The sequence below is a fragment of the Comamonas sp. CMM03 genome, assembly GCF_019218715.1.
In the GTDB taxonomy this organism is placed as follows: Bacteria; Pseudomonadota; Gammaproteobacteria; order Burkholderiales; family Burkholderiaceae_C; genus Comamonas; species Comamonas terrigena.
In genome coordinates, this window is the sequence record NZ_JAHUXB010000005.1 from 287957 (window position 1) to 303285 (window position 15329).

The following is a 15329-nucleotide window of genomic DNA, read 5'->3' on the forward strand; positions in this document are numbered from 1 at the left end:
GCTGTGTCTTCAGGGGAGGTTCAAGTCCATACCCAGCTTGCTGGCCAGGGTGAAGGTGAGGAACAGCACCGTCAGCAGCGCCAGCAGGAACAGGGCTGCCACCTTGCCGCACGTGCGCAGCAGCGTGCGCCGGTCCGTCTTGTTGCCCCCTTTCTTGCCCTGGTCGTAGTGCCACTTGATGGCGAAGAACATGCAGGTGCCGAAGATGAGCACCTTGAACGTGACGAAGACTATGGGGGTCCAATCGGTCATTTGAGAATTTCCAGCCTGTAACTTGACTTGCCTCCAGGGAGAGAGAGGCAAAAACGCCAGCGACATCCATACAAGAATGGAGGCTGCTGCACGTTCAGGGGCATACTACTTAAAAGCAATTTCCATACATCGGGCGTAGACGCCGCCGCTGAAAACCATGCAAGATGACACTGCGCCCCTCTGGTTGCCGCGATTGACCAGGCAGGGCGGACCACGTTTTTTGCAGATCGCCGATGCCTTGCAGGCGGCGGTGGCAGACGGATCGCTGCAGCCGGGTGACCGCCTGCCGCCTCAGCGCCACCTGGCGGCGCTGCTGGACGTCGACCTGACAACGGTCACGCGCGCCTACGAAGAAGCCCGACGCCGCCACTTGCTGGAAGGCCGTGGCGCGCGCGGCACGTATGTGGCGGCGCCGAAGGTCGAACTGACCTCGGTCCTCGATTTGAGCATGAATACCCCGCCTCCGCCGGAGGGTGTGGATTTTGACGACTTGCTGAAACAGGGGCTGTCGCAGGTATTGATGCGGGCCGATGCGGAATTGCTGATGACCTACCACCTGGGCGGAGGCAGCGACTCCGACCGCAAGGCCGGTGCCCACTGGCTGGCGCCGATGTTTGGAGCGCTGGATGCAGAGCAGGTGGTGGTCTGCCCGGGTGCTCAGGCGGCCATCGCCGCATTGATTCTTGCGCTGACGGAGCCTGGGGATGTGATCCTGGCCGAGCCCGTCAGCTATCCCGGCCTGCGTGCCGCAGCCACCCAGTTTGGCCGGCGCATCATTGCGGTGGAAGCGGACCAGCACGGGATGGTGCCAGAGAAGCTGGAGCAGGCGTGCCGCCAGCACCAGCCCGGGTTGGTCTACCTCAACCCGACCTTGCAGAACCCGACCGCCATCACCATGGGCGAACGCCGGCGCCAGGAGATCGCCAGCATTGCCCGGCGCTGCCGTGTACGCATCGTCGAGGACGATCCCTACTGGCTGCTGGCCGATGCCCCGTCGCCGCCGATTGCGACCTGGGCCCCGGAGCAGGTGTACTACATCTCCACCCTGTCGAAGTGCCTGACGCCCGGCCTGCGCGTGGCCTTTGTGCTCATCCGTGACCCGCATGAACGGGAGCGGTTTCTGGTGGCGCTGCGCTCCTTTGCGCTGATGGTCGCACCGCTGACGGCCGCACTGGCCACGCAGTGGATTCTGGACGGCTCGGCTGACGGATTGATGGAAGGCGTGCGCAAGGAGGCGCGCCTGCGCCACCAGATGGCCAGGGATATTCTGGCGGGGCGGTACAGCGGTGCTGGAGACGGCCTGCATGTCTGGCTGGAGTTGCCGGGGTATTGGAGCTCCTCCCAGCTTGCGCGTGCAGCCGACAGCGAGGGCATCGCCGTCACCCCGGCGGAGGCATTTTCCACCGGCAGCGAATCCGTGAATGCCATCCGGATCTCTTTGGGCAGCATCAAGGACCGTGCCCGCCTGAAAGCGGGTCTTCAACGCCTGTCCCATCTGCTTGCGCGGCGGCCCGAGCCATTCAGTGCGGCGGTGGTGTAGTAACTCAGGGCACAGGGCGCGCCATGCTCGCGTTCTTTGAATGTGTCGCGGATGAGATGGGTTTGCGGCCTTTGTGCTGATGTGGTGTAGGGGTGTGTGCGACAGAGGGCAGAGGGATGCAAGCTGAGGGGGCCGCGCAGGGTAACGTCCATTTTTAAGCGCATGTGGACTAGTGCGAAAGGCTGGCTACGGGCAACACCAGTCGGTCAATATGGTTGCCAGATAGGAGGTTGACTTCAGACGCTCTGCTCAGCTATCTGGCGGAACCTGCTTGCTGGGAGCATGAAGACGAAAACGCTGAAAGCGAGCACCTTCAATGTCAACTTCGCCATCAGGCTGGAAGCCCAACCTGAAAATTCCTTTGATTCTTGTCCTTGAAGGCGGAAGCAAAATTGTGATGGATTCCAGCCCCATAGAGATGAATGCACGTTTAGCAATCTCGAGATAAATCGCCTTTCCATCTCCCCAGAAATCAGGATGAAGCACCAAAGCTAGGTCGGCATCACCGTTCTCATACTGCAAGCCACCCCAACCAGCGAATTTCTGATCGATTAGAAATGCCCATGGACCATAGCCATATTGCTGCCACTGTGCGTCTTTTTGGCGGACCCATTCTTTTGCCTTCGCCAAGTCGAAATCTGCACTCCCGAGCGGCATCTGTCTTAGTACATCGGGATTGTTGTTGAGCGAAATGATGTCTATCAGGTCGACTTCGGTCAGGCGCTTGAACTCCAGGGTCATGCTTAAGCTAAATATGGTTTTCTATCAACCATACTTAGCATATCAAAGCGGTGATGGCTGGCTGCTTTGCCTGCAACAGGCTGTTGGCTCTGGGCTGATAGTTGCAAGGCATCTGGTTTTTTAACGCTGTCAAGGGTCTTTGCCAAGCCATCATGGTGCCAAGCCACCGTTGTCTTACACCGCCGCCAAAGCGGTCAGATGACTGTCCGCATTGCCTCCAGTGCTGGCGGCATTCACGTGGTCGAAATAGCCGTACCAGCCGCTGGCCTGGATGCCGGCCAGCAAGGCGTCCCGCGCGGCCAAGGTAGGGAAGCGCCAGATGCCAAGAAAACGGTGTGCGCTGCCCTGGTCGATGCCGGGATCGGTTTCTGCCAGTGAGAGGACCTCGACCCCCAGGCTGGACAGCTGGGTTAGGGCACTTCCGATGTGGCCGAGAAACTGCTGGCGCTGTGTGGCGGGCAGTGCGTGCCAGGCGGCGTTGGGGGTGTAGAGTTCCACGAGGTAATGGGACATGGTGCTTCCTTGGTATCGGTGTTGTTCAGCGGAGATTGCGCAGGGCGCGTTGGCAGATGCGCTGTGTGGCGCCGGTGGGGGCGTGTTCCAGCCATTGGGCGCAGGTGGCGCGCACCCAGTCGGGCTGGTCCTTGGCTGCGTCGTTGAGCCAGTTGGCGACCGAGTCCTGCACATAGGCCGAGGGGTCGGCTCGCAGCGCGGACAGCATAGGCAGCGCCTGTTCTGGGGACTTTTTGAGCGTGGCGATGTGGGTGCTCCACACGCCGCGGGGGCGAAGCACCTCGCATGCAAAACGCCGGATGCGCTCCGATGGGGCCTGCGTCCATGGCATCAGATGGGCCACGGCCGCCGGCAACTCTGCCACCAAGTGCGGCCGCACGGCCATCCAGGCCCATTCGCGCACCCCGAAATGCGCGTCATCTGCCAGCGGGCGGATGGCGGCCAGCCGGGTCTCAACGTCCAGTCCGGGCTGGGCGCCGATCATGAAGCACGCCCAGCCGCGCACCATGTCCGCGCGGTGCGTCTGGCACTGGGCCAGGCCTTCTGCGCCCAGCGCCTCCTGCAGGACCGCCCCGATGCGGGCCATGCGCTTGAGCACGCCCAGCTGGCAGGCGGTATCAATGGCGTGCAGCGTGGAGGGCGTCAGGCTTGGAAAGACGACCCGTGCCAGCACGGCCTGATCGATGGCCAGGCATTCCGCCAAGGTGGCGCTTTGCAATTCCCCATGCGAGAGCGCATGCAGCACATCCCGGGGAATGTCGGCCGCGCGCGTCGCGCCGGTGCGGATGGTCTGGCTCATGGTGCAGTGCTCGCCAGACGGCCCGCCACCTTGCCCAGCAAGCTGGTCAGCTGCTGGCGTTCGCTGGTGGATAAGTGCCCGAACAGGCTGGCGATCCATTGGCCATGCTGGGCAATGACGGTGCTGGCCAGCTGCTTGCCTTTGGGAGTCAGCCGGATGCACAGCGCGCGGCGGTCCTTGGCATTGGCGTGGCGTGCAATCAGTTGCTCGCGCTCCAGCCCGTCGAGCAGGCCGGTCACAGTGGCACGGGTGACCCCGGCGCGTTCGGCCAGCACGTTGGGTGCGAGCCCGTCAGGTGCCGCATCCAGCAGGAACAGCAGCACAAACCGCCCCTCGGACAGGCCATGGGGGGCGAGCAGGGTTGCACAGTCTCGGTCGATATGGGCCGACAGCGACAGCACCTGGAAGCACAGCTGGATGCCATCCACATCCGGCAGCTTGCGCCTTTGCGCTTCGTCGATGAGTGCCAGGTATTTCTGCTCCAGCTGCATGGTTAGCCTGTAAATAATAAGGTGGCTAATTATATGCATGAAGCACGCTATGTGATCCAGTGGTTGACTGCCACAAGTGCCTGAAGGCGAAGCGGGGATTTCGTCTCCAAGCCTTCGGAGTGCCGCAAGTGCCGCGAGAATTTGCCGAATGTCCGACGTCCATCTCTTCGCACCCTATCTCCAACGTTGGAGCGTAGAGGTCGCTGGTGATCCTTTCTCCATCCACACCAGTGATCTGCTGCCGGTGTGTCTCACAGGGGCGGGGCCAGGACGGCCTGCGATGATCAAAATCACGCGCAGCCTGGACGAGCAGATCGGCGGCCAAGTGCTGCAATGGTGGGGCGGTGAAGGCGCGGCGCGGGTCTATGCCCGTGACGAAGACACCGGAACGCTGCTGATGGAGCGTGCCATCGGCTCCAGGCATTTGCTGCGCATGGCTTTGGAAGGCGAGGATGATGCCGCGACGGCCAACATCTGTTACGTCATAGGCCAGTTGCATGCCCAGAGATACTCAGCACCGCCGGACCAATTGCAGTCGCTGGGACAGTTTTTCAGATCGCTGGCACCGATGGCGCAGCAGGTGGGTGGCCTGATGGCCGAATGCGCCATGGTGGCCGATGCGCTGCTGAGTGAACCACGGGAGCAGGTTGTGCTGCACGGCGATGCGCACCACAGCAACATCCTCGATTTTGGCGGGCGTGGATGGCTGGCGATAGATCCCAAGTGCGTCATTGGGGAGCGGTACTACGACTACGCCAATGTGCTGTGCAACCCGGATCTCAAGACTTGTACCGACACACTGCGCTTTGCCCGGCAGCTCGAATTAGTCGTGGGTGTCGCTGGTTTGGAACGCCAGCGCTTGCTCAGATGGGTGATGGCCCAGGCCGCGCTGTCGGCAGCCTGGTTCCTGGAAGACGGAGGGCGCCCCCAGGGCGAAAAGCAGTTGGCCGTTGCACGTCTGGCTCAATTGGCCCTGCGCTGAGTCCCCTGTTCTGCCAACTGCATGGCCCTTTGTGGCTCTACACGGCGGGTGTTGCGCGTGCAGTAGTGGCGCAGACCCTGAAGGCGGCCAAGAAATGTCGTCATAAAGGCCGCCATAGAGGCCTGCGTTGGGTGGCTGTGAGCCATGGCTTCGGCAGGCTGTGGCTGGCGCGGCCCGTTGAAAATTTGGACCACGACCAAGAAGGGGGCGGCACCTCTTTACTTGATCTGCACCACGACTTTGCCTTTGGCGCGGCCTTGCGCAAGATACGCCAAGGCCTGCTGGGCCTGCTCCCATGGAAACACCTTATCGATGACCGGGCTGATATGCCCGGCGCTGAGCAGTTCCCCAATCCTGTCCAGTTGCTCACCGTCCGGCCGCACAAACAGGAAGGAGTAGCCCACGCCATGCGCAGATGCCTTGCGGATGATCTTCCGGCTCATCAGGCCAAAAATCAGCTGGAGCACAAAGTTCAACTTCCGGGTGCGCGCAAAGGCGGCGTCCAGAGGGCCGATGAGCGAGATGATTTGCCCGCCCGGCTTCAGGATGCCGACCGATTTTTCCAGCGCATCCCCGCGGATGGTTCCCAGGACCACGTGGTATCCGCGCAGTACTTGCTCGAACGCCTGGTTTGTGTAGTCGACCACTTCGTCTGCGCCCAGGTGCGTGACCAGGGGGACGTTTCCGGTGCTGGTGGTGGTGCCCACGTGGGCGCCCAGGTGCTTGGCCAGCTGAATCGCAAACGTACCAATGCCGCCGGAGCCGGCAGGAATAAACACCTTCTGACCTTGCTTCAGCTGGGCGCGCTCTTTCAGCGCTTGCCAGGAAGTTAGCCCCACCATCGGAACCGATGCGGCCTGCACGAAATCGAGATTGGCAGGTTTGGGTGCGGCCAGGTGTTGGGGGACCACCGCAAATTCGGCGAGCGATCCGGTTCCCTGGTCAAAGATGCTGGCAAACACTGCATCGCCGGGCTTGAAGCGCGTGACGTCGCGGCCCACTTCCACCACCACGCCCGCCAGATCGCTGCCCATGGTAGCGGGCAGCTGGAAGGGGAGTACGGCTTTGAAGATGCCGGTCGTAATCATGTTGTCGATGGGGTTCAGTCCGGCTGCATGTACTTGGACCAGCAGCTCGTCGGGCTGTAGCGTGGGGCGGGGCAGCTCGGTGATGCCGATCTCTGGCGACTTGCCATAGCGTTGGAAGGTGAGGGCTTTCATGGTGTTCCAGCAGGTGGGTTGCAGAGGCTGCAGATGGGGAGGCACATGTGCGGCCTCCTACTTGGGCCGGTCTTCGGCGCCCTGGTGTTCCGGTTGGGGGCATTGGACTGTTGTCACCGCACGAGGAGGGCGAGCACTTTCGGGACGAAGTCCTTGTGGCACGGGAAGATCACTCGGTGGTCTGTATCGGGATAAAACTGTCGCTGGCGCTGGGCAGGCGTTTGGCCGGTTTGTACGGCGTACCCCTTGGCCAGGGCACGGGCCGCATCAGGCACACACAGCGCTGCGTGCTGCGTGCTGCGTGCTGCGCGCGCCCATGGCACGGTTGCCGCCCACACGCCCACACGCCCACACGCCCACACGCCCACACGCCCACACGCCCACACGCCCGCAGCATGGCAAGCTGTTGCGGCGCGGGGCGGTGGAGAGCAGGATCAGGCCTGTGGCTGGTAACGCTCTGCGGCATGGGCTTGGCGGATGTCGGACATTAAGCCCTGGCGCGCCTGGTTCAGTCCATCCCAGCGCTGCGCGACATGCAGTGGTGGAATGGTCACCAGTTCCTTGCGGTCAAAGCCCACGAGTGCTGCGTCCACAAGCTCACCGACTTCCATCACCTCCGGCAGGGTGTTGATGTCAACGCCGGAGCGGCTCCAGATTTCCGTGCGGGTGGCGGCCGGCAGCACCGCCTGTACGTAGACGCCCTTGGCGCCCAGTTCCACATGCAACCCCTGTGACAGGAACAGCACAAAGGCCTTGGTGGCGCCGTAGATGGTCATGCCCAGCTCCGGCGCGAAGCCCACGACCGATCCGATGTTGACGATGGCGCCCTGGCCCGCTTGTGCAAAACGCGGCGCGACAGCGGCCGCCAGCCGGGTTGGCACGGTGGTGTTGAGCATCACCAGGCGGTCGATGCTGTCGGGGCTTTGCTGGACGAAGGCGCCGGATTGCCCCATGCCCGCGTTGTTGACCAGGATGCCGATGGAGGCGTCTTCGCGTAGGCGCGCCTCCACCTTGGCCAGGTCGGCTTGCTGGGTGAGGTCGGCGGGCAGCACATCGACCGCGACCTGGGCTTCTGCGCGCAGGCGGGTGGCCAGCAGTTCCATGCGGGCCTGGTCGCGGGCCACCAGCACAAGCGGATGGCCGCGGCGGGCAAAGCGTTCTGCGTAGGTGGCGCCGATGCCGGAGGATGCGCCGGTGATGAGGACGGTAGGCAGGGTGGTCATGGTGGGATACCTGAGTGGGAGGGAAAGGAAAAAGGACAGACCGGCTATCAGGTGCTTGTGCGATCAGACGGTCTGCTGGCGGCGAAGAAGTACGGTGGGCGGGCAGCACCCTTCCGCGCCACAGCGGCGGGCGCTGTAGCGGAGGGTGCTCATGCGAGCGTTGCTGTAGTGGAGAGGGGCGTAGCGGGCAGGGACCCGGAGGCGGGTTCCTGCCGTGTGCTGCGTCGTACTGCCTGGGCCTGGGATCAGGCCGTGGCTGTGGCTGTGTGTGCGGGGTAGTCGGTGTAGCCTGCCGCGCCGCCGCCGTAGAGCGTGGCCATGTGCATCGGGGCCAGGGGGGCGCCAGACTGCAGGCGCTCCACCAGATCCGGGTTGGCAATGTAGTCATGGCCGAATGCGACCAGGTCCAGCTTGCCTTGCTGCAGCCGGGCTTCGGCCAGATCGCGGGTGTAGCCGTTGTTGGCCATGTAGGTGTGCTTGAAGCGTGTGCGCAGAGCGTCGTAGTCGAACGGGGCGACATCGCGCGGACCGCCAGTGGCACCTTCGATCACATGCAAGTAGACGATGCCCAGTGCGCTGAGCTGTTCCACGATGTAGTTGTACTGGGGCTGCGGGTCGCTGATGGAGATGCCATTGGCCGGTGACACCGGCGAGATACGCACGCCGGTGCGCTGGGGGCCGATTTCCTTGGCCACGGCAGCCGTCACTTCCAGCAGCAGCCGGGCGCGGTTTTCCATGGTGCCGCCATAGGCGTCGGTGCGGTGGTTGGCGCCGTCCTTGACGAATTGCTCCAGCAGGTAGCCGTTGGCACCATGCACTTCCACACCATCAAAGCCTGCGGCCATGGCGTTGGCGGCGGCCTGGCGGAAGCTTTCCACAATGCCGGGGATTTCATCCAGTGCCAGTGCGCGGGGTTCGGACACTTCCACGAAGCCATTGTTCACAAAGGTCTTGGTCTGGGCACGGATGGCGGAGGGCGCCACGGGCGCAGCGCCGGCGGGCTGCACGGACACGTGGGACACGCGGCCCACATGCCACAGCTGTACAAAGATCTTGCCGCCCTGGGCGTGCACCGCATCGGTGACGGCGCGCCAGCCGGCGATCTGCGCGGGCGTGTACAGACCGGGGGTGTCCTGGTAGCCCTGGGCCTGGGCCGAGACCTGGGTGGCTTCCGCAATGATCAGGCCTGCCGAGGCGCGCTGCGCGTAGTAGGTGGCCGCCAGCGGGCTGGGTACCAGGCCTTCGCCAGCGCGGTTGCGGGTCAGCGGGGCCATCACGATGCGGTTGGCCAGCGCCAGATCGCCCAGAACATACGGTTGGAAAAGCGATTTCTCAGTCATGTTGCATCTGCTCCAGGGGTGAAGAAGTTGTAATGATGATGAGCATAATCTAAATTGTCAAGACTTTGATGATGGTCATCATCTATGTATAGTCAAGGCATTTCCTGCAGGTGTACACCTTAGGGCAAAGCCATGAAAACCAGCAAGGCACAGGCACAGGACAACCGGGCGCATGTCGTGCAGACAGCGTCCGCGTTGTTTCGCGAACGCGGCTACGACGGCGTGAGTGTGGCCGAGCTGATGGCGGCCGCAGGCTTTACCCATGGGGGCTTCTACAAGCAGTTCCGCTCCAAGGCGGATCTGATGGCCGAATCTGCGGCCTGTGGCATGGCACAGACCGCTGCACTGGCGGCGGGCATGGACCGGCCGGCCTTTGTGCGCAGCTACCTGTCGCGTGCGCACCGCGACACGCGTGCAGCGGGTTGCACCATGGCCGCCCTGGGGGCGGATGCGGCACGCCAGCCCAAAGCAGTCAGAGCCGCATTTGCCGAGGGCATCGAGCACCTGCTGCAGGCCCTGGAGAAAGAGGTTTCTGCGCCGGAGCAGACCGGGCCGGGCGTGGCGGGCGAAATGGGCGAGGTGCGTGCCCATGCCATCGACACCCTGGCACACGCGGTCGGGGCTCTGGTCCTGTCGCGGGCCTGCCCGGATGATTCGCCGTTGGCCGACGAGATCCTGTCGGTGTGCCGGGACCGGATGCTGCGGACGTTGGCTGCGACACCCCAAAAGCCGCCCAAGCCGCCATTCAAGACAAGGCCTGTGGCGGTGCGCGCCTCGGAACCTCGCTGAGCACCTGCCGGGCGGAGGGGTTACCGCCTGCGGTCAGGCGGCTGGCGCATCGTCCAACGCTTCATCGTCACCCAGCAGTTCGATGCAGGAGTCCAGCAGCGCATGCAGCGCCACCACGCGTTCGCTGCCCAGTTGTTCGTTCAGCGCCAGCTGGGCGGCCTTCCAGGCCTGCTGCGCCTGGGTCTGCTTGGCGATGCCGGCTTCTGTGGCGCTGACCAGGCGGCTGCGTGCGTCCGCGCCGGCTCCCACGGTCAGCAAGCCAAGGGCCGCCAGCGGCTGGAGGTTGCGCGTCAGTGTGGAGGCATCCATCTGCATGCGCCGGGCCAGATCACCCGGGCGTATAGGCCCGAGTTTGACCACATGGGACAGCAGCGAGTACTGCGTGATCTTCAAGCCCACGTCGGCGACAAAGCTGTCGTAGTGGCGCGTCACGATGCGGCTGAGCTGGCGCAGCTTGAGGTTGGTGCATCCCTGGGGCTTGATGGCGTTCTTCATTTGATATATTGTAGATACAACAGTTGCAATTGCAAGTTTAAGCAATCAAGGAGACCGTCATGACCATGGAACAGGTGATCGAACGCTGGCAGGTGGAGGAAGCTGCGGTACGCGCGCGTCTGGGGGAGGTGGGGACAGCGGCCCCCAGCGATGTGGCCCAGCGCTCAGGTATGGAAGTATTTGACGCCATCTTTGCCGGGGAACTGCCTCCGCCGCCCATTGGATTGACGCTGGATTTTGTGCCCATCCATGTGGCGCCAGGGGAGGCCGTGTTTCAGGGTAGCCCCAAGCGCCGCCACTACAACCCGCTGGGCACGGTGCATGGCGGTTGGTTTGCCACCTTGCTGGATTCTGCCGTGGGCTGCGCCATCCACGCGAGTTTGCCCGCAGGCAAGGCCTTCACCACGCTGGAGCTGAAGGTGAACATGGTGCGCGCACTGACCGATGGCGTGCCGCTGGTGCGGGCAGAAGGAAAGGTGATCCATGTGGGCCGCCAGGTGGCCACCGCAGAAGGGCGCATCGTGGGGCCCGATGGCAAGCTGTACGCGCATGCGACCACGACCTGCCTGATCTTTGACCATCCGGTTGGCAAGCAGCCGTCCTGAACTGCGCTCCAAGAGGGGGCTGCTGAAGGTGTGGACTAGAAAAAGCTGCCCGCCCAGTGGCACAAACGGCCTTGCGAGCCCGTACGCCGCGAAACGCGCCATCGACCGTTCCATGCTTATGGGGGGGCGCCTGTTCAGGGCAGGCAACGTTCCACGCTGGTGTGGGCCGCTGCTGCCGCTGCTGCTGTTGTTGCTGCTCAGGCGCTGGAGCGGGAAGGACTCTGCCCAGCCAGCAGCCACCATCTACAGAACCCGCTGCAAGCACGGCTTGTGGACGGATGCAGCCGACGCCGTCGGTAGCCACCAGCGGACTGGGCGGCGATCGCCGGCGCAGGCGTGCACTCCACCAAAATGCGCAGCGGGCCCTCTGCAGGCTGGCTACAGCGCGAGCAGATGCTCGCAATCCATCTCTGATTGGCTTGCTCCATAGCCTGCAACCCTGCCTGCCCTAGGCTTGGGGGAGGGATATGGGGGGCGTGGCGCTATGGCAATCTGCACTGCCCGCGCGTCCGGTTGCCCGTGGATAATGGAAACTCCAATAGAGCGGGTTGGACAGCGCGGGCAGCCTGGGGAAAGACTCTGGGTGCAGAGGCCTTTTCAGTGGTCTGGACCCGGGCAGCTTGTTGTTTCTTTCCTGTATGCAAGAGATCATCTAGCCATCCATGAAATTCAGCCGCTTTCCCCTGACCTTGTGCCTGCTGGTGATGGCGGCGTCGCCAGCCAAGTCACAGACGGTTCACAACGCGATGAGCTTCGAGCAGGCCAGGGCGGCGTTCCTGGAACGGTCGGAGCAATTGGCTGCATCGATCAAGTCGGTGGACAGTGCCCGTCTGCGCCGGGAAGGCATGGAGGGGCTTGGCGGACCTTCGGTCTCCATCACCGGCATGGCGTATCGCTATTCGGCCAATGTCGACGTGGATCTGGATCCCGCACGGCGTGCGCTCGGTAACGGTATCTCGCTTTTGCCGCCCCAACTGGGCGGCGCGGTCGCGCAATTGCCCAGCCTGCCGAGCAACTACGATCTGCAGCGCAAGAGCAATGTAGGCTCGGCCAGCCTGGCCGCCGTCTGGCCTGTCTATATAGGGGGACTGGGCGACGCCGTACGCGGCGAACTGGATGCCATGACCGACGAAGCGGTTGCTGATGCGGCCAGCAGTCGTGCGCAGCTTCAGACCCTGCTGGTGCAGCGTTACTTCACGGCGCAACTGGCCGATCGGAATGCGTCTTTGCGCCGCCGCGCCCTGGAAGGCGTTCGGGCGCATGATGACGCGGCCCAGCGCATGCTGAAGGCCGGGGTTATTTCCCAGGTCGAACGCCTGCAAGCCAGTGCAGCCCTGGCCGACGCCCAGCAGCAGTCGCGCAAGGCCGATGACGATGCCCGGCTGGCACACAGTGCGCTGGCGCGGACGGTGCATGCCGGAGCTGCGGTGCGCCCCAGCTCCCCTTTGTTTGTCAGCAGTGAAGCCTTGCCGCCGCTGCTGCAGTTTCTGGATTCCGCACTGAACCATCACCCTGGGCTCAGCCAAGTCGCGGCCAAGCAGCGTCAGGCCGCTTCGCTGCACGATGCATCCGAGGCGCTGCGCAAGCCGCAGGTTCTGGCCTTTGGCCTGCGCGAGGTCAACACCACGGGCAAGCCCAGCTGGGTCGCGGGTGTGGCGGTGCGCTGGACGCTGTGGGACAGCATTGACCGCGACAAGCTTTCGGCGGCAGGCCTGCGCAAGGTGGAGCAGGCCGAGCTGATGGATGCCCAGGTGCGCTCCGACATCGGATTGCTGGTCGAGAAGAACTGGCTTGCCGTGGAACAGTCGCGCACCCAGTACCTGGCAGGACAGGCCCAGGAAAATCTGGCGCGTGAACTGCTTCGCCTGCGCCAGGCGGGCCTGAAAGAGGGCACCAGCACCACACTCGACCTGATTGATGCGCAGCTCAATCTTGCCAAGGTGCAAACGGAACGCGCCTTGGTGGCCAACCAGTATGTGCAGGCTCTGGCCGCCCTGCTGGAGAGCACGGGGCAGAGCGACGAATTCAGCCGCTACATGGCACGTGCCGACATCCAGATCACCGCAGACACACCATGAACACACCTGAACCTGCCTCTTCTGCCGCAAGCCCTGGCCCCATGGTCAGAAAGCCCAAGCGGCCGCCTGTTGCGGCGCTGCTTGCCGTGGCTGCGGTGCTGATCTTCATCGTCTGGGGGTTCTGGCAGTCTGCCCAGCCTGCTGCTCCATTCTTCCAGGGACAGATGGAGGCGCGTGAATCCGATATTGCAGCCAAGGTCACCGCGCGTATCTCCAAGGTGCATGTGACCGAGGGGCAGCGTATCCAGCCTGGCGATCTGCTGGTGGAAATGGACAGCCCGGAGGTGCAGGCCAAGCTGGCACAGGCCCAGGCTGCGCGTGATGCGGCCCAGGCCGTGGCCACCAAGGCCAGCAACGGTGCGCGTCCAGAGGAAGTGCAGATGGCGCGCCTGGGCTGGGAGCGTGCCCAGGCGGCGGCGAGTCTGGCCAAGACTTCGTACGACCGGGTGCAGAGCCTGTTCAACCAAGGCCTGGTTTCCGCCCAGAAGCGCGACGAAGCGCTGACGAACTGGCGTGCTTCGGATGCGCAGGCACGCGCCGCCAAGGCCCAATACGACATGGCGGCCAGCGGCGCGCGTGCGGAAGACAAAAGCGCAGCGGCCGCGCAGGTGCGCCAGGTCGATGGTGTCATCGCGGAAGCCAAGGCCGCTGAAGCTGAAACCCAGTTGCGCAGCCCGGTGGGCGGAGAGGTGGCGAATGTGCTGGCCAAGCAGGGCGAGCTTTCGCCCCAGGGCGTTGCGGTGGTGACGGTGGTGGACCTGAGCGACCAGTGGCTGGTGCTCCATGTGCGGGAGGACCAGCTGCAGCGCTTTGCCATGAAAAGCCGCTTTACCGGTCGGTTGCCGGCGCTGGGAAACCGGCAGGCCGAGTTCGAGGTGAGCTTTCTCGGCGTACTGCCGGACTTTGCCACCTGGCGCACCACGCGTGGCAGCCAGGGTTTCGATGCGCGTACCTTCGAAGTGAGAGCCAAGCCGGTTCAGGTGATCGACGGTGCGCGCCCAGGCATGAGCGTGATCGTTGAAGGGGCTGCCGGAGCGGGTGCATGAGTGTGCTGACCGCCAGCTTGCGCCGTGAATGGGGCCGGCTGCGGGCGAGTCCCTGGGACTGGGCCATGGTCAGCTGGGTGCCCTTGCTGGTGCTTGCGCTGATGTGCTGGATTTTTTCGGCGGGCCAGCCATATCGCCTGCCCATTGCCGTCTGGAGCGAAGACAGCTCTGCGCTGTCGCGCCAGCTGGTGCGCATGCTGCAGGCCACTCCCGGGCTGGAAGTGCGCCAGACCGTGCTCAACCGGGAAGAGGCAGCGGATGCGTTGCTGCGCAGGGAGGTCTACGGGGTGGTCCATATTCCTCCGGATCTGGAGACCCATGTCAAGCAGGGGCGTGGCGGCGCGGTGACCTTGCTGCACAACGCACAGTTGGCCACGGCATCCAGTCTGCTGCAGCGTGACCTGAAGCAGGTGGTGGGCACGCTGTCGGCCGCTGTGGAGATGCAGACTTCGGCCAAGCGTGGAACGCCGCACCAGGTGCTGCAGGTGCAGATGGAGCCGATCAAGACCCAGTTGGTGGCGCTGTTCAATGTGTCCACCAATTACGAACAGTTTCTGGCTGCCGCCTTGATTCCTGCGCTCATCCATATTCTGGCGATGACGGCAGGCGCGTGGTCCGTGGGGCGGGAGCTGCGGGACCGTACGCTGGGGGACTGGCTGAGCCCGGATCGCCAGCCTGCAGGCATCGCATCGGTGGCGGCCGCGCTGCTTGGAAAGCTGTTGCCGCCTGCGGTGCTGCTGTGGGGCAGCGGCATGGCAGCGTTGCTGTATCTGGCGCTGCTGAGAGGCTGGAGCGTTGCTGGCAGCATGGCCTGGATTGCGGTGGGCCTTGCCGCACTGGTTGCGGTGAGCCTGGCGTGTGGCGCGGCGTTGGCGGCCATCACCTTGTCGTTACGTACGGCGCTTTCGGGGGCCGGACTGTTGTCGGCGCCCGCATTCGCCTTCAGTGGCATGGGCTTTCCCTTGCTGGCGATGACGGGCAGTGCCCAAAGCTGGGCGCTGGCCATGCCCTACACCCATTACGCAAGGTTGCAGGTCGAGCAGTGGCAGATGGGCGCGCCCGTGGTCCAGACGCTGCCCGTAGTGGCAGGCCTGCTGCTGGCGACGCTGCTGCTGTTTGCACTGGCCTCGGCGGGTTTGTCGCGCGGGCTGTGCAAGCCCGAAAAATGGGGAGGGCGCTGAGCCATGCCCCATCCCGATGTCGGTTTTCCCCGGT

16 protein-coding genes are annotated in these 15329 nt (G+C 63.9%); 7 read left to right on the forward strand and 9 right to left on the reverse strand.

Annotated features, from left to right (window positions below; translation table 11 throughout):
* Nucleotides 1–9: 9 nt before the first annotated feature.
* Nucleotides 10–252 (reverse strand): hypothetical protein, encoded by a 243-nt coding sequence (locus KW830_RS18145; RefSeq protein ID WP_218333953.1) that lies wholly within the window; start codon nt 250–252, stop codon nt 10–12.
* A gap of 157 nt (nt 253–409) precedes the next feature.
* Here KW830_RS18145 and KW830_RS18150 point away from each other — a divergent pair, with 157 nt between their 5' ends.
* On the forward strand, nt 410–1792 hold the full coding sequence (locus KW830_RS18150) for a PLP-dependent aminotransferase family protein (protein WP_218333954.1): 1383 nt from the start codon (nt 410–412) through the stop codon (nt 1790–1792).
* Between the two features lie 249 nt (nt 1793–2041).
* Here KW830_RS18150 and KW830_RS18155 read toward each other — a convergent pair whose 3' ends face one another.
* From KW830_RS18155 to KW830_RS18170, 4 genes are all read right to left on the reverse strand, one after another.
* Nucleotides 2042–2533, reverse strand: coding sequence for a GNAT family N-acetyltransferase (locus KW830_RS18155; RefSeq protein WP_218333955.1), 492 nt, complete (start codon nt 2531–2533; stop codon nt 2042–2044).
* A gap of 174 nt (nt 2534–2707) precedes the next feature.
* Nucleotides 2708–3046, reverse strand: coding sequence for a DUF6616 family protein (locus KW830_RS18160; protein ID WP_218333956.1), 339 nt, complete (start codon nt 3044–3046; stop codon nt 2708–2710).
* 25 nt (nt 3047–3071) lie between these two features.
* On the reverse strand, nt 3072–3845 hold the full coding sequence (locus KW830_RS18165; protein WP_218333957.1) for a DNA alkylation repair protein: 774 nt from the start codon (nt 3843–3845) through the stop codon (nt 3072–3074).
* Nucleotides 3842–4336 carry a MarR family winged helix-turn-helix transcriptional regulator gene (locus tag KW830_RS18170; protein WP_218333958.1) on the reverse strand — a complete coding sequence of 165 codons (495 nt, stop codon included), beginning with the start codon at nt 4334–4336 and terminating at the stop codon, nt 3842–3844. The genes KW830_RS18165 and KW830_RS18170 overlap by 4 nt, the downstream gene beginning before the upstream one ends.
* A gap of 148 nt (nt 4337–4484) precedes the next feature.
* On the opposite strand from KW830_RS18170, the gene KW830_RS18175 reads away from it, so the two are divergent.
* Nucleotides 4485–5318, forward strand: a complete 834-nt coding sequence (locus KW830_RS18175) for an aminoglycoside phosphotransferase family protein (RefSeq protein ID WP_218333959.1) — start codon at nt 4485–4487, stop codon at nt 5316–5318.
* Nucleotides 5319–5536: 218 nt separating this feature from the next.
* Here KW830_RS18175 and KW830_RS18180 read toward each other — a convergent pair whose 3' ends face one another.
* The 3 genes from KW830_RS18180 to KW830_RS18190 form a co-directional block, all read right to left on the reverse strand.
* Nucleotides 5537–6538: an NADP-dependent oxidoreductase gene (locus KW830_RS18180; RefSeq protein WP_218333960.1), complete on the reverse strand. Its 1002-nt coding sequence runs from the start codon at nt 6536–6538 to the stop codon at nt 5537–5539.
* Between the two features lie 434 nt (nt 6539–6972).
* Entirely contained in the window at nt 6973–7761 is a 789-nt protein-coding gene (locus KW830_RS18185; RefSeq protein WP_218333961.1) for an SDR family oxidoreductase, read from the reverse strand.
* Between the two features lie 245 nt (nt 7762–8006).
* A complete protein-coding gene (locus KW830_RS18190; protein WP_218333962.1) occupies nt 8007–9101 on the reverse strand; it encodes an alkene reductase in 1095 nt (364 codons plus the stop codon).
* Between the two features lie 132 nt (nt 9102–9233).
* Between KW830_RS18190 and KW830_RS18195 the strand changes: the two genes are divergently transcribed.
* Nucleotides 9234–9890, forward strand: a complete 657-nt coding sequence (locus KW830_RS18195) for a TetR/AcrR family transcriptional regulator (protein ID WP_218333963.1) — start codon at nt 9234–9236, stop codon at nt 9888–9890.
* Between the two features lie 33 nt (nt 9891–9923).
* On the opposite strand, the gene KW830_RS18200 is transcribed toward KW830_RS18195, so the two are convergent.
* Nucleotides 9924–10385, reverse strand: a complete 462-nt coding sequence (locus KW830_RS18200; RefSeq protein WP_218333964.1) for a MarR family winged helix-turn-helix transcriptional regulator — start codon at nt 10383–10385, stop codon at nt 9924–9926.
* A gap of 59 nt (nt 10386–10444) precedes the next feature.
* Between KW830_RS18200 and KW830_RS18205 the strand changes: the two genes are divergently transcribed.
* The 4 genes from KW830_RS18205 to KW830_RS18220 all read left to right on the forward strand — a co-directional run bounded on the left by KW830_RS18205 (nt 10445) and on the right by KW830_RS18220 (nt 15295).
* A complete protein-coding gene (locus KW830_RS18205) occupies nt 10445–10990 on the forward strand; it encodes a PaaI family thioesterase (protein WP_066535177.1) in 546 nt (181 codons plus the stop codon).
* 704 nt (nt 10991–11694) lie between these two features.
* Nucleotides 11695–13068, forward strand: coding sequence for a TolC family protein (locus KW830_RS18210; protein ID WP_305954873.1), 1374 nt, complete (start codon nt 11695–11697; stop codon nt 13066–13068).
* On the forward strand, nt 13065–14114 hold the full coding sequence (locus tag KW830_RS18215; protein WP_083520380.1) for an HlyD family secretion protein: 1050 nt from the start codon (nt 13065–13067) through the stop codon (nt 14112–14114). The genes KW830_RS18210 and KW830_RS18215 overlap by 4 nt, the downstream gene beginning before the upstream one ends.
* Nucleotides 14111–15295: an ABC transporter permease gene (locus KW830_RS18220; RefSeq protein ID WP_218333965.1), complete on the forward strand. Its 1185-nt coding sequence runs from the start codon at nt 14111–14113 to the stop codon at nt 15293–15295. The genes KW830_RS18215 and KW830_RS18220 overlap by 4 nt, the downstream gene beginning before the upstream one ends.
* Nucleotides 15296–15329: the final 34 nt, after the last annotated feature.